This window comes from Micromonospora sp. NPDC005206 (assembly GCF_040608175.1).
In the GTDB taxonomy this organism is placed as follows: Bacteria; Actinomycetota; Actinomycetes; order Mycobacteriales; family Micromonosporaceae; genus Micromonospora.
Window position 1 is genome coordinate 293756 of the sequence record NZ_JBEXHU010000006.1, and the last position, 26556, is coordinate 320311.

Consider the following 26556-nt stretch of genomic DNA (forward strand, 5'->3'; position numbering starts at 1 on the left):
GCCGCGGCCGGCTCAGGCCGTCGGGTGCTCCCGCTTCGGAAGCTTGGCGACGACCATGTCGTACGACGCGTCGACGGCCTCGGAGAGCTCCTCCTCGTCGATCCCGCCGTCCAGGCGCAGCGTGTTCCACCCGGACCGGCCGATGTAGGCCATCACCCGGGCGTCGTCGGGGTGCCGGTGCAGCCACTCGTCGGCCACCTCGCGGGTCGGGCCGCACTTCACGCCGATGGTCGGGTTGCCGTCCCCGTTGCCGAGGAACGCGAAGATCCGGCTGCCCACCTTCACCACCTCGTCGCCCTCCCACGGCCGGTCCAGCCACGCTCCCGGCTTGGCAAGGCAGTACGCCAGCATCTCCGCGCGCTCCATGGTGCCTCCTCCCGGAATCGTCGTGCGCACAGTCTGCCCGCCCGGCCGCTGGTCGGCGCGCGCCGTGCCGGTCGGGTCGCCACCTCTGAGGGGTGGCGGGGTCAGCCGGTCTGGTCGGCCGAGCGGGCGGCGACCCGCTCGTAACGCTGCCGGGCGGCCTGCGCGCTGCCCAGGCCCAGCCCGTACGCGATGGCCTGCCAGGTCAGCCCTCGGTCGCGGGCCAGCGTCAACAGGCCGGCCTCCAGGGCGTCCAGCTCCGCGCGGACGTGCGGCAGCAGGGTCAGCGCGGCGGTGAGGTCGGCGCCGTCGACCGGCTCCTCCGTGGGCTCGCGCTCGGCCCCGCCCGCGGCCAGCGCGGTGACCAGGGCCACCGCCTCCCACGGATCCAGCACGTACGGGTGGGCCCAACGCCCTCGTCGGGCTTCGGTGCCGGCGTGCCGCTCGCTGATCCGTTGCAGCGCCTCGTGGGTGCGGTGGGTGCGGGCGCGGGCCGGGTCCGGCGCGGTGAACGGGTCGTTCGTCGTCATACCCCGATCACAACCCATCAACGAGGCCTTGTCAACAGATTGTTGAAAGACCTGCGCCCGGCTGCGGCGACCGGGCGGTGGGCTGGGTACCGTCGGGCCATGGACCTGCTGCCCGGTGACCGTGACGCCGACCTGGCGACGCTGGCGGATCTGCTCGCCGGCCCGCTGCTGCCGGCCGCGCGCGGGCTGCTCGGCTGTCTGCTGCACGCCGGCGGGGTCACCGTCCGGATCACCGAGGTCGAGGCGTACGCCGGCACGGCCGGGGACCCGGCCTCACACGCGTACCGCGGGCGCACCCCGCGCAACGCCGTGATGTTCGGGCCGGCCGGGCACACCTACGTCTACTTCACCTACGGGATGCACTGGTGCATGAACGTGGTCACCGGGGTCGAGGGGGAGGCCGCCGCGGTGCTGCTGCGCGCCGGCGCGGTGGTCGACGGGCTGGACACGGCACGGGCCCGCCGACCGGCCGTACGTCGGGACGTGGACCTGGCCCGGGGGCCGGCTCGGCTCTGCGCCACGCTCGGCATCGACCGCGCCGCGTACGGCGGGTACCTGCTCGGCGACGGGCCGGTCCGGTTGCGCCCTCCGGCGGGACCGGTGCCGGCGGAGGCGGTCGCCGCCGGTCCACGGGTCGGCGTGACCGGAGCGCACGACCTGCCGTGGCGGTTCTGGCTGGACGGCGACCCGACGGTCAGCGCGTACCGCCGGCACGTGCCCCGCGCCCGGCGCTGAGCGACCACGGCGTGTGCCCTGGCGAATCTGTCGGGGGGTGTGGCCATAATCACCGCACCTGCTCACCGACGGTTCGGAGGACGTCATGGCAACGCTGCTCGCGATCGGCACGGCCAAGGGATTGTTTCTCGCCACCAGCGCCGACGACCGGCGCAGTTGGGAGATCACCGGCCCACACTTCCCGATGACCGGCGTCTACGCGGTCGCGGTCGACACCCGCCGCCCCACCCCGCGGCTGCTCGCCGGGGTGACCAGCTCACACTTCGGGCCCAGCGTGGCCACCAGCGACGACCTCGGCGCCTCGTGGGACGAGCCCGACCAGGCCCCGGTCGCCTTCCCGGCCGACACGGGCGCGACCCTCGGGCGGGTCTGGCAGCTGATGCCGGCCGGCCCCGACGAGCCGGACGTGGTCTGGGCCGGCACCGAGCCCTCGGCGCTGTTCCGGTCCACCGACGGTGGCCGCAGCTTCGAGCTGGTCCGGTCGCTCTGGGACCATCCGCACCGCCCTGAGTGGGGGGCCGGCTTCGGCGGCCAGGCCGTGCACACCGTGCTGCCCCACCCGCGTGACCCGGCTCGGCTGCTGGTCGCGATGTCCACCGGCGGGGTCTACCGCTCGGAGGACGCCGGGGCGAGCTGGGCGCCGGGCAACACCGGCATCCGCGCCTACTTCATGCCCGACGAGTGGCCGGAGTTCGGCCAGTGTGTCCACAAGGTCGCGCGGGACGCCGGCAACCCCGAGCGGCTATACGCGCAGAACCACCACGGCGTCTACCGCTCCGACGACGACGGCCGCACCTGGTCCTCGATCGCCGACGGGCTCCCCAGCGACTTCGGCTTCGCGATGGTGTCCCACCCCGGGCGTGCCGGGACGGTGTGGACGTTCCCGCTGGTAGCCGACAGCGAGCGGTTCCCCACCGACCACCGCTGCCGGGTGTTCCGCTCCGCGGACGCCGGTGGCAAGTGGGAGCCGCTGTCGGTGGGGCTGCCCGAGGGCCCGTTCTACCCGGCGGTGCTGCGCGACGCGATGTGCGCCGACGACGCCACCCCGGGCGGGGTCTACTTCGGCACCCGCTCCGGCGAGGTCTACGCGAGTCGCGACGAGGGCGACTCCTGGTCGTTGGTGGCGGCGCACCTGCCCGACGTGCTCAGCGTCCGGGCCGCGGCGGTGTGAGGTGGTCACCGTGCTGCTGCCCGGTCCGCTGCGCGGCGAGGCCGGCGGCGCCAGCCGGTTGAGCGTCACCGCGGCCGGGACGCTGGGGGCGGTCCTCGACGAACTGGCCGCCGACCACCCGCGGCTGGCCCGGCGAATCCGCGACGAGCGCGGCGAGTTGCGTCGCTACGTCAACGTCTACGTCGACGGGGAGGATTGCCGGCACTCCGGCGGGCTGGCCACCCCGGTCGGCGATGACGCCGAGGTGCAGGTGCTGCCCTCGGTCGCCGGCGGCTGAGCCGGCCGGGCGGCGGTCAGGTCAGGTCGTAGTCGAGCAGGCAGGCGTGGCCGCCGTCCGGGCCACCGATGATCTGCCCGCCGCCGCGCAGGCCACGCAGCTCGCCGGTGCCCGAGTCCGGCACCACGGTCCAGGCCAGGCGGCGACGGCGACGGCTTGGCCCTGGCCTGGACCGTGGTGCAGCACGAAACCGCCGACCCGGCCGGCGAGCGAGCCGGTCAACCGCTCGAACCCCACGTACGCCGCCGACGTCTCCACCGGCGTGCGGCACATCAGGATCCGAGTGCGGCTGGTGGCCCCCCCGGCGCGTTCGGTCATGCCGTCCCCGAGTGACTGACACCTTCCGTCACGTTCCGGGCGGCGTGACCGGCCGCGGACGTGACCGGCGCCACCGGGGAACCGTCCGCCAGCGGAATAGTTGCGCCGTCAAATAAGTTGTGCGCAATGTTCGGGTACCACGACGGACCCGGTAGTCACGCGAGGAGCTGGTCATGCAGTTCGGAGTCTTTACCGTCGGCGACGTCACGGTCGACCCGACCACCGGTCGGGAGCCGACCGAGCATGAGCGGATCAAGGCGATGGTCGCCATCGCGTTGAAGGCCGAAGAGGTCGGTCTGGACGTCTTCGCCACCGGCGAGCACCACAACCCGCCGTTCGTGCCCTCGTCGCCGACCACCATGCTCGGTTACATCGCGGCGCGTACCGAGCGGCTGCTGCTGTCGACCGCGACGACGCTGATCACGACGAACGACCCGGTGAAGATCGCCGAGGACTACGCGATGCTCCAGCACCTCGCCGACGGCCGGGTGGACCTGATGATGGGCCGTGGCAACACCGGCCCGGTCTACCCGTGGTTCGGCAAGGACATCCGCGCCGGCATTCCGCTGGCGATCGAGAACTACGACCTGCTGCGCCGGCTGTGGCGCGAGGACGTGGTCGACTGGAAGGGGCGCCATCGCACTCCGCTGCAGTCGTTCACCTCGACGCCGCGCCCGCTCGACGGGGTGCCCCCGTTCGTCTGGCACGGCTCGATCCGCAGCCCGGAGATCGCCGAGCAGGCCGCGTACTACGGTGACGGCTTCTTCGCCAACCACATCTTCTGGCCCAAGGAGCACACCCAGCGGATGATCGAGCTCTACCGCGAGCGGTACGCGCACTACGGCCACGGCTCCGCCGACCAGGCCATCGTCGGCCTCGGCGGGCAGGTGTTCATGCGGCGCAACTCGCAGGACGCGGTCCGGGAGTTCCGTCCGTACTTCGACAACGCCCCGGTCTACGGCCACGGGCCGTCGATGGAGGAGTTCACCCGGGAGACCCCGCTGACCGTGGGCAGCCCGCAGCAGGTCATCGACCGCACGCTGGGCTTCCGGGAGTACGTCGGCGACTATCAGCGGCAGCTGTTCCTGATGGACCACGCCGGGCTGCCCCTCAAGACGGTCCTGGAGCAGCTCGACCTGCTCGGCGAGGAGGTCGTGCCGGTGCTGCGCAAGGAGTTCGCCGCGCTGCGTCCGGCGCACGTGCCGGAGGCGCCCACGCACGCGTCGCTGGTCGCCACGGCGGGCGGCGCCAAGGACAAAACCGTCCACGCCGTCGACGACGTGACGGGCAAGGCGCCGGAGGTGGCGCGATGACCCACCGCACCCTGGCCGTGGTCTCCGCGGGGCTGAGCCAGCCCTCGTCGACCCGGCTGCTCGCCGACCAGCTCGCCGCGGCCACCCGCGACGAGTTGGTCCGGCGCGGCTCCGAGGTGGAGCTGCGCGTCGTCGACCTGCGGGAGTACGCCCACGACGTGGTGAACAACATGCTCGCCGGTTTCCCGCCGACCGCACTGCGCGGGGCCATCGACGCGGTGACCGGTGCTGACGGGATCATCGCCGTGACCCCGATCTTCAGCGCGTCGTACAACGGGTTGTTCAAGTCCTTCTTCGACGTGCTGGACGCCGAGTCGCTGGTCGACCGGCCGGTGTTGATCGGGGCCACCGGCGGCACCGCCCGGCACTCGTTGGCGCTGGAGCACGCCGTCCGCCCGATGTTCAGCTACCTGCGGGCGGTCGTGGTCCCCACGGCGGTCTTCGCCGCCCCGGAGGACTGGTCCGACGGCACCGCCGACGGCGCGCTGCGGGCCCGGATCAGACGTGCGGCCGGGGAGTTGGCCGACCAGGTCGAGCGTCGACTACCGGCCACCGGCCCGGCCGACCCGTTCGCTCTCACCACCGACTTCCTGCAGATGCTCGGCCGGGCCGACGACGCCCCGGTCACCCCGCCCGGTCGTACGGGTGCGCCACCAGCACCGGGCAGTGCGCGTGCTGGATCGCCGCCTGGCTGACCGAGCCGAGCAGCATTCCGATGAATCCGTGCCGGCCCCGGGTGCCCACGACCAGCAGCGACGCGGTGCCGCTCGCCTCGATGAGCCCCTGGGCCGGCCCGGCCGCCCGGACCGGATGTTCTCGCACCAGCAGGCCAGGATGCTCCGCCCGAACGGTGAGGGAGGCGTCGGCCAGCAGCCGCACCGCCTCGGCCTGGTACGCGGCCTGAGACTCCTCCACCCCGTCCGGCACCGACCGGTCGCCGGCCGCCGGGCTGACATGCACCAGCACCAGCGGGACCTCGCGACGTGCCGCCTCGTCGGCGCCGTACCCCACCGCGAGCCGGGACGACTCCGACCCGTCCACGCCGACCAGCACCGGCGCGTCCATCGGGATCGGCTGCTCATCCGGGCGCACGACCAGCACCGGGCAGTGCGCGTGCGCGGCCACCTGCGCGCCGACCGACCCGAGCAGCAGGCCGGCGAACCCGCCAATCCCTCGGCTGCCCACCACCACGAGCTCGGCCCGGCGGGATTCCTCGACCATCGTCGCGCCGGGGCCGCCGGCGATCTGGCGCACCTCGACGGTGAGGCCGGGCCAGCGGTCGGTCAGGTCGGCCGCCGTCCGCTCCAACATCTTCTGCGCCTCCTCGGAGGGCGCCGGCACCCCGAGGTCGTACGGGTTGAGCGGCACGCCGTACCCGAGTGGGTGCAGGTAGCCGTGCACCAGAAGCAGCGGCCGGGCCCGGAGCAGGGCGGCGCGGGCCGCGTGCTCGGCGGCGACGAGGCTGGACGGCGATCCGTCCACACCCACCACGACAGGTCGGTTCATCGGCACTCCCAGGGTCGGTCAGGTCATTGTCGACCGCGCACCACCGCCGCGGTGCCGGGACGCGCCGTCTGGCCGGCGCAGGACGCGGTGTCACGCCCGGTCCGGCGTGGGTCCGCGCCGGCCGGGAAGGGGCCGGCGCGGACGAGGGAACAGCGGAAGGATCCCGCCTCGTCCCACCCTCCCGCCGCGGAATCACGCACGGCAGAGGCGTTGCGCCCGTGGGGCCCGGGACTCAATGGCCCTCGCGCGGTGTACCCGAAAGGAGTCGGATGGAGCAGGGACCGATCGCCGCGACGGAAGGGACCGCACCATGACCCCACTGGATCTGCTCCGGGAGCATCCCTTCCTGGCCGGCCTGCCGCAGGAGTGGCTGCCGAGACTCACCGGGTACGCCCGACCGGTGGTGTGGCACCCCGGGCACCGGGTGTTCCGCGCCGGACAGCCGGCCGAACGGTTCTGGCTGATCTCCGGTGGAGAGGTGGCGCTGGACTTCCCGGTGCCCGGTCGGGGCGACGTCGGCATCGAGCCCATCGGCGCGGGCGGAGTGCTCGGCTGGTCCTGGATCTTCCCGCCGTACCGGTGGCAGTTCGGCGCGGTCGCGGTGCGCCGCACCACGACGCTCGAGTTCGCGGCTGAGGGTGTTCGGCGGCTGATCGAATCCGATGATGCCCTGGCTCGGCAGGTCACCCTCCGGTTCATGGCCGTCGTGGTGGACCGCCTCCAGGCGTCGCGGGGCCGGCTGCTGGAGCTGTACGGCTACCCGAGTCAGTAGACGCACCGGTCCGCAGGTACCCCCGCCGGACGGTACGGTCGGCGGGCCGGAGGTCCCGCCGCGTACCCTCGGCCGATGACCTCCGACGTGCAGCTGCGCCCGGTCCGCGAGGACGACCTCGTCGAGTTCTTCCTGCACCAGCAGGATCCGGAGGCCAACCGGATGGCCGCGTTCGGCCCCGTCGACCCGTCCGACCACCGCGAGTTCGCCCGGCACTGGGCGCGGGTGCTCACCGACCCGGCGAACCGGGTCCGCACCGTCGAGGTCGCCGGCGAGGTGGTCGGCCACGTCACCGCCTTCCCGGTGGGTGACCGCACCGAGGTCAGCTACTGGATCGACCCGACCCGCTGGGGTCGGGGTTACGCCACCGCAGCCCTGGCCGCCCTGCTGCGCGAGCTGCCCCGGCCGGTGTGGGCCCGCGCCGCCAAGGACAACGCCGCGTCGCTCGCGGTGCTCCGCAAGTGCGGCTTCGTGGTGGTCGGCGAGGACTCGGGGTACGCCAACGGCCGCGGCGCCGAGGTCGCGGAGTGGCTGCTGGAGCTGCCCGCCGACGCCCCTGAGCAGGGTGGGCACTAAGGCGTGTTGCATAAGCCGGTCAGAGCCACTCGGTGATGATCGTGATGTCCGGCTGGCCCGGGTCCAGGTCGGCGCATCGGCGGATGAGCTTGGGGCTACTGAGCCCGGTCATCGAGTCGCACAGCGCCGGGTCGGCGTCAACGAGGACGGCTTTGAGCTGGTTGATGGCCTGCGCTCGTGATTTGGTGGCCGAGGCTTTGGCCAGCTTGAACAGCCGTATCCGCTCGACATGGCCGTCGCCTGCCTTGGCGAGGGCGGTAGCTCTGCCGGAAAGGACTGCTCGAGCTGCTGTTTCGGCATCGATGGCGTCGGTCTTGCCGCGGCGGCGCCGGGCCTCGGTGAGGCCTGCGCCCTGCCGCGTCAGCTCCCGATAGGTCCGGCCTGTATCCGGCGGTGGTGGGAAGCGTCTGACGTCCGGTGTCGGGCAGGCTGGCGAACAGGTGTGGGTGCGGCGGGGTGCCGCACAGGTCGAGCGCGAGGGCCTTCAGTCGCCGCGATGCTACTTGCGCACGAGCATCGAAAAGCGAGATCATCACGCATGCTCGACCCCTCGCCCGAGGACGACCGGGCTTCACCGACGGTTTCTACGCCGGATTTCGTGGGTCGTGATCGGGAGCTGGCGGCGCTCAGGGCCGCCTTGGCCCGGCCACCGGCGATCGTGCTGGTAGAGGGCGAGGCGGGGATCGGGAAGAGCCGACTGCTGCGAGAGTGGTTGGCCGCGCCGGACCAGCGCACTGCCTTGGTCTCGGTGTGCCCACCGCTTCGCGAGTCGCTGACGTTGGGGCCGATCGTCGACGCGTTCCGTGGGATCGACCGCCCGGTGTCGCGATTGCGGCTCACCGAGCTTGCGGGTGCGTTACGGCCCCTGTTCCCTGAATGGTCCTCGGACCTGCCGCCCGCACTGCCGCCCTTGGACGATGCGAAGGCGGCACGGCATCGCCTGTTCCGCGCCCTGGACGAGCTGCTGCGGGCCCTGCGTGTCGACGTTCTCGTGCTCGAGGACGCGCACTGGGCCGACGAGGTGACCTTGGAGTTCCTGCTGTTCGTCACCTCCCGACAGCAATCGGACGGGCCGAGCCTCGTGATCTCCTATCGGCCGGAGGAGGTGGACGTCGGATCGCTGTTGCTGCGGCTGACGTCCCGGTTGCCTGCTGGCGTGACCCAGCTGAGGATCGCCCTGGCGCCGATGCGACCCAACGACACGGCAGCGCTGGTGTCCTCGATGTTGGACGGCAACCCGATATCGCAGGAGTTCACGACGTTCATGCACGAGCGGACCGGTGGCGTTCCTCTGGCGCTGGAGGAGTCGGTTCGCCTCATGTGCGACCGCGCCGACCTGGTCTTCCGCGACGGACAGTGGGTCCGGCTGAAGCTGCGCGAGCTACAGGTGCCGCCAACGGTGCGCGACTCCACCCGGGAGCGGGTGGGCCGTCTGTCGCCGACGGCGCAGCAGGTGTTGCGAGCGGCGGCGACGTTGGCTGAGCGGACATCGGTGGCCACGATCGCGGTGACCGCCGGTCTGTCACCAGCTGCGTGTCGCGGCGCTATCGCGGAGTCGGCCAGCGCCGGCGTCCTGGACGGAGACGACCGCGGCCAGTGGCGATTCCGGCATGTGCTGGCCGCCACGGCTGTCTACGAAGCGATCCCGTTGACCGACCGCAGACACTTCCACCTGCTGGCCGGCCGGGCCTTGGAGGACATCCATCCGCCGCCTGTCGCACGCCTTGCCCACCACTTCCGTGAGGCGGGCGAGACGCAGTCCTGGGCGCGGTACGCCGAGCAGGGTGCCGAGCTGGCCATGGCCTCGGGTGACCACACCAAGGCGGTCGACTTGCTGGTCGATCTGTTGTCGTGGGCCGTGTTGCCGCCGACGGATCGGGCACGAGTCGCGCGCATCGCCGGAGTTGCCGCACTGGGCCGTCGTGAACCGGTCGACGAGGTCTACCACCGCGTGATCCGTACCTTGCGCTCGGTGCTGGAGACCCCCGGTCTCTCCGCCCGCCAGCAGGCCGAGATCCGCAACCCCCTGGGTCGGCTCCTGATCACCGGGGGTGAGGCGCAGGCCGCACTCAGCGAGCTCGAGCAAGCGGTGGCCAACCTCGACCATGACCCGGTCGAGGCGGCTCGGGCAATGACCTATCTAGGATGGGCCTATGCGGGACCGTGGCCGGCGTCGACCCATCGGCGTTGGCTGGATCGCGCCGCTGAGCTGACCGCCGAATTCGATTCTCCCGCAGAGCGGCTGAACCTGGCCGGCAACCAAGCCGCTGCATTGCTCATGCTCGGCGACGAGGAGGCCTGGGACGTCGTCGCTGACCTGCCCATCGACGGCGCGACCTCGGCGGAGCGTCTCGACGTGGCCCGCATCCACGCAAATGTCGGGACCGGCGCACTGATCTGGGGTCGGTACGCCGACGCGGAAAAACACCTCGCCGTGGCCATGCGCCTTGCCGAGGCCGAGCAGGCGTTCCGGCTGCAACACAACGTCCGACTCGAACAGGCCAACCTGGCGTGGCTCACCGGCCGGTGGGAGGGTCTCGCGGAGCGAAGCGCGGCACTCGCCGATGCCGACCGAGACCGGCCGGCGTACTACCTCGGCAGCATTCGCCTCGCGGCCCGGCTGGCAGCCGCAGCCGGACGGCGGCGCGCTGCGGAGGAGCAGTTCCGGCTGGTCCTCGAGGAGTCTGCCCGTCTCGGCGCAGCCGACGACACGATGGAGGCCGCCGCTGCGCTGGCCAGACTGTGGCTGACGGACGGAAACAGCGGCCGGGCGCTGCAGATCACGAACGAGCCGATGGACACCGTCCGGAGAAAAGGCATCTGGGTCTGGGCCACGGACCTCGTCCCCGCCCGGATTGAGGCGCACCTCGCCGCGGGCGACCTGAAGGCCGCTGCACGCCTGGGCGACCAGTTCGCCAGAGGACTGCGTGGCCGTACGGCGCCTGCGCCTCGCGCCGCCCTCACCGTATGCCGTGCTCTGCTGTTCGCCGCAGCCGGAGACCACGCCCGCGCGGCGACGGCATACGACCGGGCGGCGCGCGCCTGGAACGCGTTGCCGCGCCCCTACGACGCCATGCTCGCCCGCGAGCGTCAAGCCGAGGCACTCGTGGCGCAAGGCCAGATCGAACAGGGCCGAGAGCTGCTGGCCGCACAGTACGAGCAACTGTTCAGGCTCGGAGCCCGCGGCGATGCGGACCGTGTCGCACAGCGGCTTCGCGAACACGGCGCCGAGGTCCCGCGATTGTGGCGCGGCGGTCGACGGGGGTACGGCGACCGGCTCTCACCTCGTGAGCTCGACGTGGTCCGACTGGTTGTCGCCGGCATGACCAACCGGGAGATCAGCCGGATTCTGGCCAAGTCACCGGCCACGGTGGATCAACAGCTGCGTGCGGCGATGCGCAAGTTGAAGGTGACCTCCCGGACCGCGCTCGCGGTCAAGGCAGTGGAGGCCGGAGTGTTCGCAGAAGAGGACTCCCTCGACGACCCGTCGTGAAAATTGACGTATCCACTGGATAGCGACGGACACTCGTCCCCCCCGAGCATGACTCCATGATCCATAGCCCGACGGCAATGCATGCCTGAGCGACCTGTCGCGCGTGACGACTCCGCCATCGAGCACCAGCCACCACCCGAGCTGTCCCGCGAGCCGCGCGTCAGCGCCCCCGACGCCCCCGACGCCGACGGTGCCGACGGTGCCGACGACCACAAGAACCACGACCCCTATCAACCCCTGTAGGTCAAAGGACCCATATGAGACTCAAAGCCCTCGCGGCTTCGCTGGCCGTAGCGGTCGGCCTGAGCATGATCCAGCCATCACCGGCGTCCGCCGCTGAGCCGGATCCCGGCGCGGCCGCCAACAAGATCGCGTCGAACCTGAAGGACCGCTTCCGCACGGAGCCGGCGTCCGACTTCTGGATCACGTTCGACACCAAGGCCGACCTCGCGCCGGCGAAGAAGATCGCCGACTGGACCACTCGCGGTCAGTTCGTCTACGACGCGCTGAAGGCCTCGGCCAAGGCCTCCGCGGCGTCCGTCTCCGCCGAGCTCGACGCGGCGGGCGTGAAGTACACGTCCTACCCGCTCGTCAACGCCGTGCTCGTCAAGGGCGGCACGCAGAAGCTCGCGCTCGACGTCGCCTCGGTCGGGCAGGTCGCCAAGATCCACGCGTCGCCACAGGTCGCGCTGGTCGAGCCCGTGGACGAGAAGAGCCCAGCTGACCAGGCTGCCCGCCCCGCCGCCCCGAAGGCCGCCGCCGAGGCAGGCACCGCCACGTGGGGTCTGGACGCCATCCACGCCCCCCAGGCCTGGGCCATGGGAGCCACCGGTGCGGGCATCACCGTGTCCAACCTCGACTCGGGCGTCCAATTCGACCACCCCGCTCTGATGCACCAGTATCGCGGCACGAAGCCCGACGGCACCGTCGACCACAACTACAACTGGATGGCCACCCGGGGCACGTGCACCGGCGCACCGTGCGACGACAACGGACACGGCACGCACACCATGGGCACCATGGTCGGCGACGACGGCACCAACCACGTCGGCGTCGCGCCGGACGCGCAGTGGATCGCGACAAACGGCTGCTGCGACAGCAACGGCGTCGAGTCGTTGCTCCAGTCCGGCTGGTGGTTGCTCGCCCCGACCGACGTCCAGGGGAACAACCCTGACCCGTCCAAGCGCCCCCACGTCATCAACAACTCGTGGGGCCAGACCGTCGAGCACAACTTCGACGACTTCTTCCAGGCCATCGACGAGGCCTGGAGCGCCGCGGGCATCTTCAGCGCCTGGTCATCGGGCAACACCACGCCGTACGCGGCCTGCGACACCGTCTCCTCGCCCGGCTCCGCCGAGAGTGCCTACTCCGTCGGCGCGTACGACTCGAGCGGCACGCTCGCGTCGTTCTCCCGCAAGGGCGAGGGTGAAGGTGGCCGGATCAAGCCCGAGATCTCCGCTCCGGGCGTCGCCGTCCAGTCGTCCTACCCGAACAACAGCTACACCGAGATGTCCGGCACATCGATGGCGGCTCCCCACCTCGCTGGCGCCGTCGCGGCGCTGTGGAGCTATGACCCGACCCTCATCGGACAGGTCGAGGAGACCCGCCGCCTGCTCGCCGAGTCGGCCGTCGACGTCGATGACACCGAGTGCGGCGGCACCGCCGCCTTCAACAACAAGTACGGCGAAGGCCGGCTCGACCTCGTCCGCCTGCTCGAGCTCGCGCCCCGGCAGGGCGGCACCCTCACCGGTGTCGTCACCGCCAACGGCGCCCCGGTCCCCGCCGCCGAGGTGACGATCAGCGGACCGTTCAGCCGGTCGATCGGAACCGACAAGGACGGCCGGTTCACGACAAACCTCCCGGTCGGCGACTACCAGCTCAGCACCAAGGTCTTCGGCTACCTGACCGCGACCGCCAACGTCACGATCTCCCTCGGCCAGGACACCTCCGTCAAGCTGCCGCTCACGGCCGCCGCGAAGCACGACATCAGCGGCAGGGTCGTCGACGACAAGAAACAGCCCGTCCCGAACGCCGACGTCTCTGTCAAGGACACGCCGCTAAAGCCGGTACGCACGGATGCCAACGGCGCGTTCACGATCGCCGCTGTCCCCGAGGGCGGGTACACGCTGAACATCAAGCCCAACGCCTGCTACTCGCCCACGACCGTCCCGCTGACCGTCGGCGCGCAGAACGAGTCGCGCGAGATCCCCGTCGGGCTCGTCGTCGACAAGGGCGGCTACAGCTGCGCCGTCTCCGAAGGCGAGTACCTGCGCGGCACCGACCCGGTCGCGTTCACCAGCGGCGTGTGGGCGACGGTGAAGCTGCCGTTCCCGATCGCGCTCTACAACGGCAGCCACGACACCCTCGGTATCAGCCTGCGCGGCGTGATCTCCCCGGACACCGGCACCGGACCCGGCAGCGGCGGTGCGGGCATCTTCCCGTTCTACGTCCAGACCCCCGTCGAGTTCGCCCCCGGCGGGGGAGTCTTCACGGCAGCCACCAAGGTCAACGGCGAGGACGCGTTCGTCGTCGAGTTCCGCAACGCCAAACTCTGGGCCTATCCGACCCGGTCGGAGTACACGGAGCCGGTCAACTATTCGGCCACGCTCACCCGCTCCGGCACGGTGATCTTCGGGTACGGCGACGGCATCGGGACCAACGACCTGGTGACCGCCGGCGCGCACGCCATCACCGGCATGCAGGGCTGGGCCGGCGTCGACGGCATCCGGTTCTCCGACAGCGCCCCGGTGCTGCACGACGAGATGATCGTCACCTACGACATGCCTGACTTCGGGTACCTCGACGCGACCGTCGTTGACCAGAACGACGGGCTGCCGGTGGCCGGGGCCAAGGTCTCTTTCACGAACAAGAATGGGCTCGTCGAGACCGTCACGACCAACGGCACCGGCATCGTGCATCGCCAGCTTCCGGTTGGCGACTACACCATGACGGTCGACGCGCCGAACTACACGACCGCGGCATACCCCTTCTCCCTCGACAAGCTCTACGCGAAGGCCAAGATCGACGCGCGTCTGACCACGGGTGTCGCCGGCCTGAAGGCTGACGGCCTCGACGCGCTGTTGGGTACCGACCAGAACGGTGTGGGCTCGCTGACGCTGACCAACAACGGTTCCGCCCCACTCACGTACAACCTGGGCGAGGCCGCGCGCCACCCTGACCTTGACGACGCCGGCGCCACCGGGCGCACCGGGAAGGGTGCGGACAGCACGATCGACCTCACCACGTGGAAGGCCGGTGCGAGCGGCATGAAGCCGTCGAACGTCGACGGCAAGGCTGCGACGGCGAAGGCCGCGGAAGCACAGGCGGCCGGCAAGGTCGGCCCGACCTCCGGCGGGGACGTCATCACCCGGATCGCCATCCCGGGCACGATCGCTGAGAAGGAGCCCTCCGGCGTCGGGTACGACGGCGACGTCTGGGTCCACGACTACAACGCGCGGACCAACACCGCCTACAAGGTGACGGGCAAGCCGACCGGGAAGGTCTTCGACGCGTCGTGGAACCCCGCGTACCGGGCGTTCGACATGGCGCTCGACACCAAGACCGGTGACATGTGCCAGATGGAGGACAGCCCGGCCAGCTACATCCACTGCTTCGACCGGGAGACCGGGAAGGAGACCCGGCAGATCAAGGGTGACTGGTCCACGCTGCAGCTGACCGGACTCGCCTACAACCCGACGGAGGACGTGTTCTACGTCGGCGGCCGGGCGAACGGCATGATCGGCACGGTCGCCGGGACGTCGCACGACAATGCGGGTGCGCTGCTGTCCTTCTGCGCGCCGCCGCTGCCCGAGGTGATGGGCCTGGCCTACAACCAGGCGTCCGACACCATCTGGTACACCGACCTCACCTCGAACAGGCCCACCCGCCTGCTGCAGGTCGACCCCGACGACTGCTCGCTGGTGAACGCGTGGTGGTTCCCGGGCCAGAAGGTGAGCCAGGGCGGCGGCCTCGAGACCGACTCGACCGGGGCGCTGTGGGCCGCGGACCAGGTCGCCGACGACGTCGTGCTGGTCGACGTCGAGGACGACCTGATCACCGACCTGCCGTGGCTGTCGCTCTCCTCGACCGGCGGCACCCTTGCCCCGGGTGAGTCGACGACCGTCAAGGTCTCGATCTCCTCAAAGGACGCCACGCCCGGAGTCCTCGGCGCGAACATCGTGGTGAGGTCCGACTCCGGACGCCAGTCCAAGACCTACGTCCCCGTGACGCTCACGACCACGAAGTACCAGGTCGGCATCAACGCCGGCGGCTCAGAGTTCACCGACGGCTCCGGCTACACCTGGTCCGGCGACCAGGCCGCCGGCAAGAAGGCGTGGGGCTACGAGGGGAAGACGAAGGTCACCTCCACGAAGGCCGGGATCGAAGGCACGACGGACGACGCCCTGTTCCAGTCGCAGCGCACCACGCCGGACAAGCAGCTGTTCTACAGCTTCCCCGACGCGCCCAAGGGCACCTACGCGATCGATCTCGGGTTCGCCGAGATCGAGAAGGTGGCCAAGGGCAAGCGGGTGTTCGACGTCCTCGTGGACGGAACGCTGACGGAGTACGCGTACGACCCGGCCGCGGCCGTGGGGCCGAACGCCGCCGACTGGCGCACCGCCGTCGTGAAGCACGAGGGCGGTCCGCTGACCGTGGAGCTGCGGGGCTCGAAGGGCCTACGGGCCCCGACCATTGCCGCGCTGCGTGTGACGCTCGACCCGCGCGCAGACAAGGCGGAGCCGGAGCCCCAGCCCGAGCAGCCGGAGCCGGGCCCCGTGCCGGTGGCCCCCGCCGGTCGCTCGTACTCGATGAAGGTGACCGACGGGCTCTACCGCCAGGGCACGGAGGTGTCCGGGTGGCACGGCGATGACGTCTGCGGCGTGCTGTGGTTCGACTCGAGCTTCCTGTTCCCGTTCTACGACACGGCCTGGGACGGCGTGTGCGTGACGACGAACGGCCAGCTGATCTTCGACCAGGCCAGCGCCGTGGGGAACAACACGGAGCTGCCGTCGCCATACGCCTTCGACGCGATCTATCCGCTCTGGGACGACCTGGTCGTCGACGACCAGGCGGACATCTACTTCGGCAAAACCGAGGTGGACGGGCTGGCCGCTGAGGTCATCGAGTGGCGCAACGCCACCTTCTACAGCGACCAGACGGCTCGCGTGAGCTTCTCGGTCACCCTGATCGAGGACGGACGGATCCAGATCGGGTACGGCGACGGCGTCGGCGGCGACAACCCCGTCACCCGCGGGTCGTCGGCGACGGTCGGCCTGGAGAGCCTGACGCGCAACCCCGCGAGCCAGTACTCCTTCAACCAGCCCGTTCTGAAGGCTGGCCTGGGGCTGGAGTACACCCTCCCGGCGTCGGGCACGATCGAGGGCACGGTCACCGACGCGAACGACGGCAAGCCGATCGAGGGCGCGATCGTCACGCTCAGAGGGCCGAGCGGTGACCGGGTCATCACGGCCGACGCAAAGGGCCGGTGGAAGGCCCAGGCGCTGGTCGGCGAGAACACCGTGGAGGTCTCGGTGCCGAACTATGTCACCGCCAGCCGCCCGGTGACCATCGCCAAGAAGGATCAGGCCGAGGTGATCGACACGGCGTTGACCGCGGGCGTCGCCACCGTCACCGGAGGTGACCTCGACTGGCTCGTCGGCCCGGACCAGAAGGCGACGGCCGACGTGACCGTGACCAACACCGGCTCCGCCCCGCTCGAGGTGCGGATCAGCGAGCAGAAACGCACCGGCGACGGCGGGCACGAGGCCGCCGACCTTCCGTGGCTGACCCTCACGGGCGCGGCCGCAACCGGCACGGTCAAGCTCGCGGTCGGCGAGTCCACCACGGTCACGGCGACGGCCGACAACGCCGACGTCGAGCCCGGCGTGCTCGTCGGGGACGTGCTCGTGGCGTCGAACGCCGGCAAGGGCGAAGCTCGGCTCAAGCCGGTCCGCCTGGCGACCTCCGCCTACTGGAAGGGCGTCGACGTGGGCGGATCCGGGTACGTCGGTGCCGACGGCTTCGTCTGGTCGCCCGACCAGGAGGTCGGCTCGCGGCCGTGGGGCTACGTCGGCGGCAAGGCGCGTGCCACCAAGGCCGACATCGCCGGCACGGAGGACGACGCGCTGTTCCGCACCCAGCGGACCGGCGAGACGTTCAGCTACGTGTTCAAGAACGCGCCCGCCGGGAAGTACCGAATCGGCCTCGACTTCGCGGAGATCGAGAAGGTCAAGGCCGGCAAGCGTGCCTTCGATGTTCTGGTCGACGGCAAAGCCGTGCTCCACGACCACGACGTGCAGGCGAGGGCGGGTGCGCTGACCGCGGACGTGAACGCGGTCACCGTCGAGCACGCCGGTGGCGATCTGAAGGTCGAGCTTCGCCGCGAGATCGGCGAGGGCGACCCGATCCTCAACGCCCTGAAGGTCCAGGAGGACCCGCGCCTATGAGATAGCCAACCAATCCGCCAGCAGTGGTCAGAGCCTCCTCGGAAAGGATCGTCGTGGAGGCTCTGACCACGACTACCGGGTTTGCAGCTTTGGCCCGTACTCGCGCACTTGTAGTCTCACCAGGTGAACTGGTTGGATCTGGTCGGCTGGGCCGGCTCTGCGGTGCTGGTCTGGTCTCTGCTGCAGTCACGCATCCTGCGGCTGCGCGGGCTCAACCTCGTCGGCTGCCTCGTGCTGATCGGTTACAACGCCGCGATCGAGGTCTGGCCGATGGTCGGGCTGAACATCGTGCTCGCGGTGATCAACATCTGGTACCTGCGCGGGATGCTGGCCACCCGGCACGACGAGCAGACCTACCAGGTGGTGGAGGTTGGCGTCGGCGACCAGTTCCTGGCGCACACACTGCGGGTGCACGGGCCGGACATCGCCCGGTTCAATCCCGACTTTCGCTGGAACCCGGATGCCCCGGGACGCTCCGCGTTCCTGGTGGTCACCGCCGACGAGGTGGTCGGGGTGGTGCTGTCGCACGCCGAGGCCCCCGGGGTCGCCCAGATAGACCTGGACTACGTGACCCCGAAGTTCCGCGACTTCACGCCCGGCGAGTTCGTCTACCGGCGCAGTCGCCTCTTCACCGAACGCGGCTTCCACCGCGTGGTCAGCCCGCCTGGGATGGTCGCCCCCTACTACCACCGGCTCGGCTTCCGCCCCGACGGCGACTCGTACGTCCTGGACCTGCCCGCGCCATCGGGGGCCGAACCGGCCTAGCCTGATGGGGGCGGAAAACCTCCAGACGGAGTCGGATGGTTTCCGGCTTCTGACCGCCGTCGGCGTTGCCTAGCGTCGTTCCTATGATCGAACTACGTGAGCTGACGAAACGCTACGGCGGCCGGGTCGCGGTCGACGGGCTGAGCGTCCGGGTGCAACCGGGGGTGGTGACCGGCTTCCTCGGCCCGAACGGATCCGGCAAGTCGACGACGATGCGGATGATCCTCGGCCTGGATGCCCCGAACCACGGCGAGGCACTGATCGGCGGGGTCCGGTACCCGGACCTGAACTGGCCGTTGAAGACGGTCGGCGCGCTCCTCGATGCCGGGGCCTTCCATCCCGGCCGCAGCGCCCGCGCGCACCTGACCGCGCTGGCCGCGAGCAACGACATCTCCGGCTCCCGCGTCGAGCAGGTGTTGCGCATCGTCGGGATGTCCGACGCGGCAGCGCGGCGTGCCGGTACGTACTCGCTCGGCATGCGCCAGCGGCTCGGCGTCGCCGTGGCCCTGCTCGGCGACCCGGGCGTCCTCCTGCTCGACGAGCCGGTCAACGGGCTGGATCCGGAGGGCATCCGCTGGATCCGGGACCTGCTGCGCGGACTCGCCGCCGAAGGCCGGACGGTGTTCGTGTCCAGCCACCTGATCGCCGAGATGGCGCTGACCGCCGACCGGCTGGTGGTCATCGGTCGCGGCCGGCTGCTGGCCGAGACGACCGTCGCCGAACTCGCCGCCGGCGACGACAGCCTGGAGGACGCGTTCTTCCGGCTCACCGCACAGGCCACCGACTATCGCGGAGTGGGAGCGTCATGAACAGGTACGGATTCCGGCACGCGGTCCGGATGGAGCGGATCAAGCTGAGCAGCGTCCGGTCGACGTGGTGGTTGACGATCGCCGCGGTGGTCTCGATGGCCGCGGCCGGGGTCGGGGTGGGACTCGGGTACCGATCGCACACCCCGGTCGCCACCGCCGCCCAGATCCTGAACAACAGCCTCGGCGGCGCCATCGTGGCCCAACTGCTCCTCGGAGCGCTCGGCGTCCTGGTGGTGACCGGCGAATACGGCAACGGGATGATCCGCTCGACGTTCGCCGCCGTCCCGCGGCGTCGGATCGTCCTGGCCGCGAAGGTCGCCGTGTGCGGCGGCGCGGCCCTCACCGTCGGCCTGGTCGCGAGCTTCGCCGGCTATCTGGGCGGGCAGCTCGCGATCCGCGGCACCGCCATCCCGGCCGCATCCCTCGCAGACCCGGCGATCCTACGCGCGGTCGTGTTGACCGGCGTCTACCTGGGCGTCACCGCGCTGATCGGGGTCGGCATCGGGACGATCGTGCGGCACTCCGGCGCCGCGATCGGCACGCTGTTCGGTCTGATGTTCGTGCCGATGATCGTGGCCGGCCTGTTCGGTGAGAGCGGAATCCAGGTCGGCCGCTTCGTCCCGCTGTTGATGCTGCTCAACTCGATCGCGGTGACCTCGCCGGTACCCGGGCTGTTCTCCAGCTGGATCAGCGCGCTGCTCATGTGCGGGTACGCGGCGGTGGCGATTCTGTGCGGCGGCGTCCTGCTCCGCCATCGCGACGCGTGACGAGCGACAATGGGGCTGATGACCGCGCTGCGTGCTCCGTTCACCACACTGGCCCTGCGTCGGGCGGTGTTCTGCGTCGTCGGCGTGCTCAGCGCGGCCGCGGTGCTGAGCGTGCCGGCGATCGTGCCGGCCCTGGGCGTCCTCATCCTCTGGGCGACCGGAGCCATGTCCAAACAGCCCGCACCTGCCGTCGCACCGATGTTCCTGGTCCTGTTTCCGGTCACCATCGTGCTCCTGGTCGTGCTGGCCGCCCCGATCGGGCGCGCGATGGCAGCCGTGCATCGCTCACTCGCCGGCCGGCTGCTCGACGTGCACGTGGACGCGCCGCCGCCCCGGCCCTCGAAGCGGATCAGCGCCGTGGTCTCCGACGGACCGGGCTGGCGCGCCGTCGGTTACGGCCTACTCAAGGTGCCACTGGCCATCCCGGAGGGCTACGGCGCGTTCTGCTACGTGTTCGGCCTGGTCAACCTCAGCTACCCGGTGTGGTGGCCGCTGTTTCGCAACCACCCGGCCGGAACGCGCCTCGGACCGGTGTGGGCGCTGACGCCGTTCGGCGCCATCGGTACGCGGACGTTCACCGGAACGTTCCTCATCGCCGCGGCCGGCCTCGCCATGCTGCTGGTCGCACCGTGGTTGATGCGGGCCGGTACGAACCTGGACCTTGCCGCGATGCGACGGCTGCTCGGTCCGCGTCGGCTCGCCGAGCGGGTACGCGAACTGCAGGTCACCCGGGCCCGCGCGATCGACGACGCGGCCGCGATGATGCGCAGGCTGGAACGGGACCTGCACGACGGCGCGCAGATCCGGCTGGCCACGCTGGCGATGAACCTCGGCATGGCGACCGAGAAGCTCGGTGTCGACGGCCCGCCACCCGACCTCCCACAGGCCCGCGAACTGGTCGCGCTCGCCCACCGCGGAGCGAAGGATGCCCTCGCCGACCTGCGCGACCTGGTGCGTGGGATCCACCCGCCGGTCCTCGACAACGGTCTCGGCGACGCGCTGGCGACGCTCGCGACGAGCAGCGCCATCCCGGTCGCGGTGAACGTCGAGCTGCCCGACCGCCCGGCGCCCGCGATCGAGACCGTCGCCTACTTCTGCGCCTCCGAACTGCTCGCGAACGCGGCCAAACACAGCCGGGCGACCCGTATCGGGCTCGGCGTCGTCCGATCCGGCGAGCAACTGATGTTGACCGTCACGGACGACGGCATCGGCGGGGCGAACCCGGACGGCCCCGGCCTGTCCGGCCTGGCCCGCCGCATCGCCGTCGTGGACGGCCGGATGCGTGTACACAGTCCGACCGGTGGTCCGACCCGGGTCGAGATCCAGCTGCCCACACACGTGTGAACGGAGGCGACGACATGCGGGTGGTGATCGCGGAGGATGCCGCGATGATGCGCGAAGGGCTGGTCCGGCTGCTCACCGACCGCGGTTTCGAGGTGTGCGCGGCGGTGGCCGACGCGGATGCGTTGCGGTCCGCGATCGCCACCAGCATGCCGAACGTAGCCATCATCGACATCCGGATGCCACCGACGCACACCGACGAGGGACTGCGCGCCGCGATCGACATCCGACGCGACCATCCCGACGTCGGTGTGTTGATGTTCTCCCAGTACGTGGAGACCCGCTACGCGACCCGCCTGCTCGCCGACCGGCCGACCGGCGTCGGATACCTGCTCAAGGACCGAGTCGCCGACGTCGCCGATTTCGTGGACGCGCTGACCCGCGTGGCATCCGGCGGCACCGCGCTGGATCCGGAGGTGGTCGGCCACCTGATGCGGGCCGGGCAGCACACGGCCGGGGTGGCGTCGCTGACCCCCCGCGAGCGCGAGGTGCTGTCGCTGATGGCCGAGGGACGATCCAACGCCGGAATCGCGGCGGCTCTTGTCATCACCTCCGGAGTCGTGGAGAAGCACGTGGCGAACATCTTCGCGAAACTCGGTCTGCCGTCCTCGGAGAGCGACAACCGCCGCGTCCTGGCCGTCCTCCGCCACGTCGGCGGCGGCTGATGCTGAGCTCCTGCGCTCATGACCGCCCGGGGCAGGATCGGCCGGCCGGTGCTGATCGGCGCCACCGGTGGCACCGCCCGGCACTCGCTCTCCCTGGAGCACGCCGTGCGGCCCATGTTCAGCTACCTGCACGCCGTGGTGATGCCCACCGCGGTCTTCGCCGCCCCGGAGGACTGGTCCGCCGGCAGCGCGGACGGCGCGCTGCGGGCCCGCATCGACCGCGCCGGTCGCGAGCTGGCCGAGCAGGTCCGGCAACGCCCGCCGGCGGCCGGCCCCGCCGATCCGTTCGCCCTCACCACCAGCTTCGAGCAGCTGCTCAACCGCACCGAGTCCTGACCACCGCCGCACCCGCCGGGGCGTCCACCCCGGCGGGCTGCGGTCACCTCTCGTGGCGGTGGACGACCAGCACCGGGCAGTTGGCGTGCTGCACCACCGCCTGGCTCACCGAGCCGAGCAGCAGACCGGCGAAGCCGCCCCGCCCCCGCGAGCCGACCACCAGCAGCCCGGCCTGGCCGCTCGCCTCGATGAGCGCCTGCTCCGGCGCTGGCGCCCGGACCGGACGTGGCCGCGTTCGGCCCGGCGGACCCGGCCGACCACCGGGAGTTCGCCCGGCACTGGGCGCGGGTGCTCACCGACCCGGAGATCCTGGTCCGCACCGCAGAGGTCGACGGCGCGGTGGTCGGCCACGTGAGCGCCTTCCCGGACGGCGAGCGCACCGAGGTCACCTACTGGATCGACCCGGCCCGCTGGGGGCGGGGCCACGCCACCGCGGCCCTGGCCGCGCTGCTGCGCGAGCTGCCGCAGCGGCCGGTGCACGCCCGCGCCGCCAAGGACAACGCCGCATCCCTCGCCGTGCTCGGCAAGTGCGGCTTCGTGGTGGTTGGCGAGGACCACGGGTACGCCAACGGCCGCGGCGCCGAGGTCGAGGAGTATTTGCTGGAGCTGCCCGCCTAACGGGTCCGACCGGTGGCCAATGCCTCAGCCAGGGCCGAGCGCCAGTCCGCCAGCGGCCGCAGGTTCGCCGCACGCCAGCGGTCGTGGCCCAGGACGCTGTACGCCGGACGGGGCGCGGACCGCCGGTAACCGTCGCTGGTTGTCGGCCGGATGCGGTCCGGGTCGAGGCCGCGCAGGTCGAACACGGCGCGTGCCAGGCCGTACCAGGTCGTCTCGCCCGAGGCGGTGCCGTGGTAGACGCCGGGGGCGGCGTGGCCGGCCAGCGCCGCGCCGGTCAGCGCGACGAGCTGCTCCGCCAGCCGGTATGACCAGGTGGGTTGCCCCCGCTGGTCGTTCACCACGTCGAGCCGCTCGCGTTCCCCGGCGAGCCGCAGCATGGTCGCGACGAAGTTGGGCCCGTGCGCGCCGTAGAGCCAGGCGGTGCGCACGACGTAGCCGGCGTCGGGGAGCAACCGGGTCACGGCGAGCTCTCCGACGAGTTTGCTGCGCCCGTACGCGTTGACCGGACAGGTCGGGGCGTCCTCCGGGTACGGCTCGGTGGCGTCGCCTCGGAAGACGTAGTCGGTGGAGATGTGGATCATCCGCGCCCCGGTCGCGGCGCAGGCGCTGGCCAGGTTGGCGACCGCGTCGCCGTTGACGGCGGTGGCGGCCTGCTCCCGGGCTTCGGCCCCGTCGACGTCGGTCCACGCCGCGGTGTTGATCACGAGGTCGTGCCCGGCGACGGCGTCCCGCACCGCGTCCGGGTCGCCGATGTCGAGGTCGGCGCGGGTGGTGGCGGTGACCGACAGGTCGTCCCGCGGCCGCAGCGCGGCCAGCAGATCCCGCCCCAGCATGCCGCCGGCGCCGGTGACCAGCAGGCGACTCACGCGGCGACGGCCGGCCTGTTGGCCGCCTTAAGCGGCGCCCACCAGGCCCGGTTGTCCCGGTACCAGCGCACGGTCTGCGCCAGACCGCGCTCGAGGTCGATGCTGGGGGCGTACCCTAGCTCTTCGCTGATCTTGGTGATGTCCAGCGAGTAGCGGCGGTCGTGGCCCTTGCGATCGACGACCGGTACGACCCGGTCCCAGCCGGCGCCGCACGCCTGCAGCAGCCGGCCGGTGAGTTCCTTGTTGGTCAGCTCGGTGCCGCCGCCGATGTTGTACACCTCACCCGCACGGCCCTTGTGCTGGACCAGCGCGATGCCTCGGCAGTGGTCGTGCACGTGCAGCCAGTCGCGGATGTTCCCGCCGTCGCCGTAGAGCGGCACCGTGCCGCCGTCGAGCAGGTTGGTGACGAACAGCGGGATGATCTTCTCGGGGAACTGGTACGGCCCGTAGTTGTTGGAGCAGCGGGTGACCACCACGTCCATGCCGTGGGTGCGGTGGTAGGACAGGGCGAGCAGGTCGGAGCCGGCCTTGGAAGCCGAGTACGGGGAGTTCGGCGACAGCGGCCAGGTCTCTGTCCAGGAGCCCTCGTCAATGGAGCCGTACACCTCGTCGGTGGAGACGTGCACGAACCGCTGCGTGCCGTGCCGCAGTGCGGCGTCGAGCAGGGTCTGGGTGCCGAGCACGTTGGTGACGACGAACGGCGCGGCGCCCTCGATGGAACGGTCCACGTGGGACTCGGCGGCGAAGTGGACGATCACGTCATGGTCGGCGACGACCTCGTCGACGAGGGCACTGTCACAGATGTCACCCGGCACGAGCCGCAGCCGTCGGTCATCCCGCACCGGCGCCAGGTTCTGCGGGTTTCCGGAGTAGGTCAGCTTGTCCAGCACCGTGACGGCGGTCGGCTCGACCTGCGGGTCCCTCGGGCCGGTGCTGCCCGGCGCGGCCAACAGCATGCGCACGTACTCCGACCCGATGAATCCGACTCCGCCGGTGACCAGGATTCTCACGGGTGACTTCCTTCCGTCGAGGCGGGCGTCGTACCGGAGGTCCGGCCGGCCAGCTGGGACCGGCAGGTCGGGTAGTCCGGGAGCTGGCCCGCTGCCCGCGCTTCGGCCAGGGTCGGCGCCGTGGCATCCCGCGCCGACAGCAGCGGCGCCTCGGTCGGCCAGCTGATCGCCAGCTCCGGGTCGAGCGGGTGCACGGCGTGCTCGGCGGCTGGGTTGTACCTGGTGGAGCAGAGGTAGCTGAGGGTGGCATCGTCGGTCAGCGCGCAGAAGCCGTGTCCCAGGCCCTCGCTTAGGTAGACCGCGCGACGGTCGTCGTCGTCGAGACGGACCGCCTCCCACCGCCCGAACGTCGGCGAGCCCATTCGGACGTCCACCACCACGTCGATGACCGCCCCCCGGACGCACGTCACGTACTTGGCCTGGCCGGGGGGCACGTCGGCGAAGTGGATGCCACGGACGACGCCGTGCGCGGAGATCGAGAGGTTGGCCTGGGCGAGCCGCAGCGGATGGCCGACCACGGCGGCGAGCCGGTCGGAGCGGTACCACTCCAGGAACAACCCGCGCGGATCGCCGTGCTGCTGCGGGCTGATCTCCCAGGCCCCGTCGATGCTCAACGGCCGGATCTTCATCGGCGTACCTCCCGGCGGTGGTGCTGGTCCAGCAGGCCGAGCAGGTAGTCGCCGTATCCACTCCTGGACAGTGGCTCGGCCAGCGTCCGCAGCTGGTCGTCGTCGATCAGGCCTGCCCGCCAGACGACCTCCTCGACGCACCCGATCTTCATGCCCTGGCGCTCCTCGATGACCCGGACGAACTCGGCGGCCTGCATCATTGACGTGAAGGTGCCGGTGTCCAGCCAGGCGGTGCCCCGGTCCAGCACTGTCACGGACAGCTCGCCCAGCTCTCGGTAGATCTCGTTCAGCGCTGTGATCTCCAGCTCGCCACGGGCGCTGGGCGTGAGCTTGCGGGCGAAGTCGACCACCCGGTTGTCGTAGAAGTACAGCCCGGGCACGGCGTAGCGGGACTTCGGCCCCGCCGGCTTCTCCTCGATCGAGAGCACTCTGCCGTCGGCGTCGAAGTCGACCACTCCGTACGCCCCGGGGTCAGCCACCTGGTAGGCGAAGATCCGACCGCCGACGAGGTCTCCGTGACCGGCGAGCTGCCGGCCGAGCCCGACGCCGTGGAAGATGTTGTCGCCGAGCACCAGGGCCACGGATTCGGCGCCGATGAAGTCGGCGCCGACGAGGAAGGCCTGCGCGATTCCCTGCGGGCGTGGCTGTACGGCGTACTCCAGCCGCAGCCCCAGTTGGGCCCCGTCACCGAACACGCGACGGAACTGGTCCTGATCCTCGGGTGTGGTGATCATCAAGATCTCGCGTACGCCCGCCATGATCAATGTGGACAGGGGGTAGTAGATCATCGGCTTGTCGAAGATTGGCATGAGTTGCTTGGACACTGCACGGGTGATCGGCCACAGCCGCGTTCCGGTGCCGCCGGCGAGAAGTATTCCGCGCATGGCGCGAGGCTACCGGCCGCGAAGGGTCACCTGGGGACCGGAAACCGAACGATTCTGACAACGTCCGAAAGTGTCACCGCCGCCTCGTTCGGTTGACCAGGGCAACTGGACGGCCATTGTGAAACGCCGGTTCGGTATGCGGTCGGCCGCCAGTCAGCGCGTGCGTAGTCGGCAATTCGACTTTGGCTCAGAAATGCCGAACACGATGCTGGCGCATTGAGTCCGTGGTCAGCATGCTCACCTCAGTCGGTCCCGCCTACGCCTCTGGGAAGGGGATCCCGGACGCATAGTCTTCGCGGGTACCACCAACTCGAGCCGGACGACGAGCCGCAGGGGTGTGGCTGGTCGGCCCGTGTACGTGGGGCG

General features: G+C 70.9%; 25 protein-coding genes and 3 pseudogenes. 17 read left to right on the top strand and 11 right to left on the bottom strand.

The features are described from left to right. Window positions 1-12 precede the first annotated feature (12 nt). Together ABZU69_RS11460 and ABZU69_RS11465 are read right to left on the bottom strand one after the other, a co-directional pair. Entirely contained in the window at window positions 13-366 is a 354-nt protein-coding gene (locus ABZU69_RS11460; protein WP_354964273.1) for an MmcQ/YjbR family DNA-binding protein, read from the bottom strand. Between the two features lie 101 nt (window positions 367-467). Further along, window positions 468-893 (bottom strand): DNA-binding protein, encoded by a 426-nt coding sequence (locus ABZU69_RS11465; RefSeq protein ID WP_354964274.1) that lies wholly within the window; start codon window positions 891-893, stop codon window positions 468-470. 99 nt (window positions 894-992) lie between these two features. Here ABZU69_RS11465 and ABZU69_RS11470 point away from each other — a divergent pair, with 99 nt between their 5' ends. From ABZU69_RS11470 to ABZU69_RS11480, 3 genes are all read left to right on the top strand, one after another. Then, a complete protein-coding gene (locus ABZU69_RS11470) occupies window positions 993-1628 on the top strand; it encodes a DNA-3-methyladenine glycosylase (protein WP_354964275.1) in 636 nt (211 codons plus the stop codon). 85 nt (window positions 1629-1713) lie between these two features. Next, complete coding sequence (locus ABZU69_RS11475; RefSeq protein WP_354964276.1) at window positions 1714-2799, top strand: exo-alpha-sialidase; 1086 nt, start codon at window positions 1714-1716, stop codon at window positions 2797-2799. A 10-nt stretch (window positions 2800-2809) separates the two neighbouring features. After that, window positions 2810-3076, top strand: a complete 267-nt coding sequence (locus ABZU69_RS11480; protein ID WP_354964277.1) for a ubiquitin-like small modifier protein 1 — start codon at window positions 2810-2812, stop codon at window positions 3074-3076. 16 nt (window positions 3077-3092) lie between these two features. Here the strand turns inward: ABZU69_RS11480 and ABZU69_RS11485 are convergent, their stop codons facing one another. After that, on the bottom strand, window positions 3093-3215 hold the full coding sequence (locus ABZU69_RS11485; RefSeq protein WP_354964340.1) for a DUF3224 domain-containing protein: 123 nt from the start codon (window positions 3213-3215) through the stop codon (window positions 3093-3095). A 47-nt stretch (window positions 3216-3262) separates the two neighbouring features. After that, window positions 3263-3394: pseudogene (locus tag ABZU69_RS11490) on the bottom strand (DUF3224 domain-containing protein); the annotation flags it as partial. Window positions 3395-3567: 173 nt separating this feature from the next. On the opposite strand from ABZU69_RS11490, the gene ABZU69_RS11495 reads away from it, so the two are divergent. Together ABZU69_RS11495 and ABZU69_RS11500 are read left to right on the top strand one after the other, a co-directional pair. Further along, entirely contained in the window at window positions 3568-4707 is a 1140-nt protein-coding gene (locus ABZU69_RS11495; RefSeq protein ID WP_354964278.1) for an LLM class flavin-dependent oxidoreductase, read from the top strand. Further along, window positions 4704-5402: an FMN reductase gene (locus ABZU69_RS11500; protein WP_354964279.1), complete on the top strand. Its 699-nt coding sequence runs from the start codon at window positions 4704-4706 to the stop codon at window positions 5400-5402. The genes ABZU69_RS11495 and ABZU69_RS11500 overlap by 4 nt, the downstream gene beginning before the upstream one ends. On the opposite strand, the gene ABZU69_RS11505 is transcribed toward ABZU69_RS11500, so the two are convergent. Further along, window positions 5332-6219, bottom strand: a complete 888-nt coding sequence (locus tag ABZU69_RS11505) for a universal stress protein (protein ID WP_354964280.1) — start codon at window positions 6217-6219, stop codon at window positions 5332-5334. The genes ABZU69_RS11500 and ABZU69_RS11505 overlap by 71 nt on opposite strands. 304 nt (window positions 6220-6523) lie before the next feature. On the opposite strand from ABZU69_RS11505, the gene ABZU69_RS11510 reads away from it, so the two are divergent. After that, window positions 6524-6985, top strand: coding sequence for a cyclic nucleotide-binding domain-containing protein (locus ABZU69_RS11510; RefSeq protein ID WP_354964281.1), 462 nt, complete (start codon window positions 6524-6526; stop codon window positions 6983-6985). A 75-nt stretch (window positions 6986-7060) separates the two neighbouring features. Then, window positions 7061-7561, top strand: a complete 501-nt coding sequence (locus ABZU69_RS11515; protein WP_354964282.1) for a GNAT family N-acetyltransferase — start codon at window positions 7061-7063, stop codon at window positions 7559-7561. Window positions 7562-7757: 196 nt separating this feature from the next. Here the strand turns inward: ABZU69_RS11515 and ABZU69_RS11520 are convergent. Then, a pseudogene (locus ABZU69_RS11520) lies at window positions 7758-7925 on the bottom strand (hypothetical protein); the annotation flags it as partial. 174 nt (window positions 7926-8099) lie between these two features. On the opposite strand from ABZU69_RS11520, the gene ABZU69_RS11525 reads away from it, so the two are divergent. From ABZU69_RS11525 to ABZU69_RS11565, 9 genes are all read left to right on the top strand, one after another. Then, window positions 8100-11054, top strand: a complete 2955-nt coding sequence (locus ABZU69_RS11525) for an AAA family ATPase (protein WP_354964283.1) — start codon at window positions 8100-8102, stop codon at window positions 11052-11054. Between the two features lie 81 nt (window positions 11055-11135). Further along, window positions 11136-11297, top strand: a complete 162-nt coding sequence (locus ABZU69_RS11530; protein WP_354964284.1) for a hypothetical protein — start codon at window positions 11136-11138, stop codon at window positions 11295-11297. Between the two features lie 14 nt (window positions 11298-11311). Beyond that, window positions 11312-17500 (top strand): S8 family serine peptidase, encoded by a 6189-nt coding sequence (locus ABZU69_RS11535; RefSeq protein WP_354964285.1) that lies wholly within the window; start codon window positions 11312-11314, stop codon window positions 17498-17500. A 123-nt stretch (window positions 17501-17623) separates the two neighbouring features. Next, the gene (locus tag ABZU69_RS11540) at window positions 17624-18265 is read left to right on the top strand and encodes a hypothetical protein (RefSeq protein ID WP_354964286.1); all 642 of its coding nucleotides are present in this window, start codon (window positions 17624-17626) and stop codon (window positions 18263-18265) included. Between the two features lie 83 nt (window positions 18266-18348). Next, window positions 18349-19074 carry an ATP-binding cassette domain-containing protein gene (locus ABZU69_RS11545; protein ID WP_354964287.1) on the top strand — a complete coding sequence of 242 codons (726 nt, stop codon included), beginning with the start codon at window positions 18349-18351 and terminating at the stop codon, window positions 19072-19074. After that, window positions 19071-19841: an ABC transporter permease gene (locus tag ABZU69_RS11550; protein ID WP_354964288.1), complete on the top strand. Its 771-nt coding sequence runs from the start codon at window positions 19071-19073 to the stop codon at window positions 19839-19841. The genes ABZU69_RS11545 and ABZU69_RS11550 overlap by 4 nt, the downstream gene beginning before the upstream one ends. Before the next feature lie 18 nt (window positions 19842-19859). Continuing rightward, window positions 19860-21185, top strand: a complete 1326-nt coding sequence (locus ABZU69_RS11555) for a sensor domain-containing protein (RefSeq protein WP_354964289.1) — start codon at window positions 19860-19862, stop codon at window positions 21183-21185. A gap of 14 nt (window positions 21186-21199) precedes the next feature. Next, the gene (locus tag ABZU69_RS11560; protein WP_354964290.1) at window positions 21200-21847 is read left to right on the top strand and encodes a response regulator transcription factor; all 648 of its coding nucleotides are present in this window, start codon (window positions 21200-21202) and stop codon (window positions 21845-21847) included. Between the two features lie 18 nt (window positions 21848-21865). Beyond that, on the top strand, window positions 21866-22183 hold the full coding sequence (locus ABZU69_RS11565) for an NAD(P)H-dependent oxidoreductase (protein ID WP_354964291.1): 318 nt from the start codon (window positions 21866-21868) through the stop codon (window positions 22181-22183). A gap of 43 nt (window positions 22184-22226) precedes the next feature. Here the strand turns inward: ABZU69_RS11565 and ABZU69_RS11570 are convergent. Continuing rightward, a pseudogene (locus ABZU69_RS11570) lies at window positions 22227-22409 on the bottom strand (universal stress protein); the annotation flags it as partial. Between ABZU69_RS11570 and ABZU69_RS11575 the strand changes: the two are divergent. Beyond that, window positions 22409-22801, top strand: a complete 393-nt coding sequence (locus ABZU69_RS11575) for a GNAT family N-acetyltransferase (RefSeq protein ID WP_354964292.1) — start codon at window positions 22409-22411, stop codon at window positions 22799-22801. The pseudogene ABZU69_RS11570 and the gene ABZU69_RS11575 overlap by 1 nt on opposite strands. Here the strand turns inward: ABZU69_RS11575 and rfbD are convergent. The 4 genes from rfbD to rfbA are packed head-to-tail and all read right to left on the bottom strand — an operon-like array spanning window position 22798 to window position 26190. Then, window positions 22798-23667 carry a dTDP-4-dehydrorhamnose reductase gene (gene rfbD, locus ABZU69_RS11580; RefSeq protein ID WP_354964293.1) on the bottom strand — a complete coding sequence of 290 codons (870 nt, stop codon included), beginning with the start codon at window positions 23665-23667 and terminating at the stop codon, window positions 22798-22800. The genes ABZU69_RS11575 and rfbD overlap by 4 nt on opposite strands. Further along, window positions 23664-24677: a dTDP-glucose 4,6-dehydratase gene (rfbB, locus tag ABZU69_RS11585; protein WP_354964294.1), complete on the bottom strand. Its 1014-nt coding sequence runs from the start codon at window positions 24675-24677 to the stop codon at window positions 23664-23666. Before rfbB ends, rfbD begins: the two co-directional genes overlap by 4 nt. Beyond that, the gene (gene rfbC / locus ABZU69_RS11590) at window positions 24674-25306 is read right to left on the bottom strand and encodes a dTDP-4-dehydrorhamnose 3,5-epimerase (protein WP_354964295.1); all 633 of its coding nucleotides are present in this window, start codon (window positions 25304-25306) and stop codon (window positions 24674-24676) included. Before rfbC ends, rfbB begins: the two co-directional genes overlap by 4 nt. Beyond that, window positions 25303-26190 (bottom strand): glucose-1-phosphate thymidylyltransferase RfbA, encoded by an 888-nt coding sequence (gene rfbA / locus ABZU69_RS11595; RefSeq protein WP_354964296.1) that lies wholly within the window; start codon window positions 26188-26190, stop codon window positions 25303-25305. The genes rfbC and rfbA overlap by 4 nt, the downstream gene beginning before the upstream one ends. Window positions 26191-26556: the final 366 nt, after the last annotated feature.

Coding starts and splice junctions, on each gene's coding strand:
- ABZU69_RS11515 (WP_354964282.1), top strand. CDS start 7,061: ATGACCTCCGACGTGCAGCTGCGCCCGGTCCGCGAGGACGACCTCGTC.
- ABZU69_RS11560 (WP_354964290.1), top strand. CDS start 21,200: ATGCGGGTGGTGATCGCGGAGGATGCCGCGATGATGCGCGAAGGGCTG.
- ABZU69_RS11500 (WP_354964279.1), top strand. CDS start 4,704: ATGACCCACCGCACCCTGGCCGTGGTCTCCGCGGGGCTGAGCCAGCCC.
- ABZU69_RS11525 (WP_354964283.1), top strand. CDS start 8,100: ATGCTCGACCCCTCGCCCGAGGACGACCGGGCTTCACCGACGGTTTCT.
- ABZU69_RS11470 (WP_354964275.1), top strand. CDS start 993: ATGGACCTGCTGCCCGGTGACCGTGACGCCGACCTGGCGACGCTGGCG.
- ABZU69_RS11465 (WP_354964274.1), bottom strand. CDS start 893: ATGACGACGAACGACCCGTTCACCGCGCCGGACCCGGCCCGCGCCCGC.
- rfbC (WP_354964295.1), bottom strand. CDS start 25,306: ATGAAGATCCGGCCGTTGAGCATCGACGGGGCCTGGGAGATCAGCCCG.
- ABZU69_RS11530 (WP_354964284.1), top strand. CDS start 11,136: ATGCCTGAGCGACCTGTCGCGCGTGACGACTCCGCCATCGAGCACCAG.
- ABZU69_RS11460 (WP_354964273.1), bottom strand. CDS start 366: ATGGAGCGCGCGGAGATGCTGGCGTACTGCCTTGCCAAGCCGGGAGCG.
- rfbA (WP_354964296.1), bottom strand. CDS start 26,190: ATGCGCGGAATACTTCTCGCCGGCGGCACCGGAACGCGGCTGTGGCCG.
- ABZU69_RS11495 (WP_354964278.1), top strand. CDS start 3,568: ATGCAGTTCGGAGTCTTTACCGTCGGCGACGTCACGGTCGACCCGACC.
- ABZU69_RS11545 (WP_354964287.1), top strand. CDS start 18,349: ATGATCGAACTACGTGAGCTGACGAAACGCTACGGCGGCCGGGTCGCG.
- ABZU69_RS11550 (WP_354964288.1), top strand. CDS start 19,071: ATGAACAGGTACGGATTCCGGCACGCGGTCCGGATGGAGCGGATCAAG.
- ABZU69_RS11475 (WP_354964276.1), top strand. CDS start 1,714: ATGGCAACGCTGCTCGCGATCGGCACGGCCAAGGGATTGTTTCTCGCC.
- ABZU69_RS11535 (WP_354964285.1), top strand. CDS start 11,312: ATGAGACTCAAAGCCCTCGCGGCTTCGCTGGCCGTAGCGGTCGGCCTG.
- ABZU69_RS11510 (WP_354964281.1), top strand. CDS start 6,524: ATGACCCCACTGGATCTGCTCCGGGAGCATCCCTTCCTGGCCGGCCTG.
- ABZU69_RS11565 (WP_354964291.1), top strand. CDS start 21,866: ATGACCGCCCGGGGCAGGATCGGCCGGCCGGTGCTGATCGGCGCCACC.
- ABZU69_RS11555 (WP_354964289.1), top strand. CDS start 19,860: ATGACCGCGCTGCGTGCTCCGTTCACCACACTGGCCCTGCGTCGGGCG.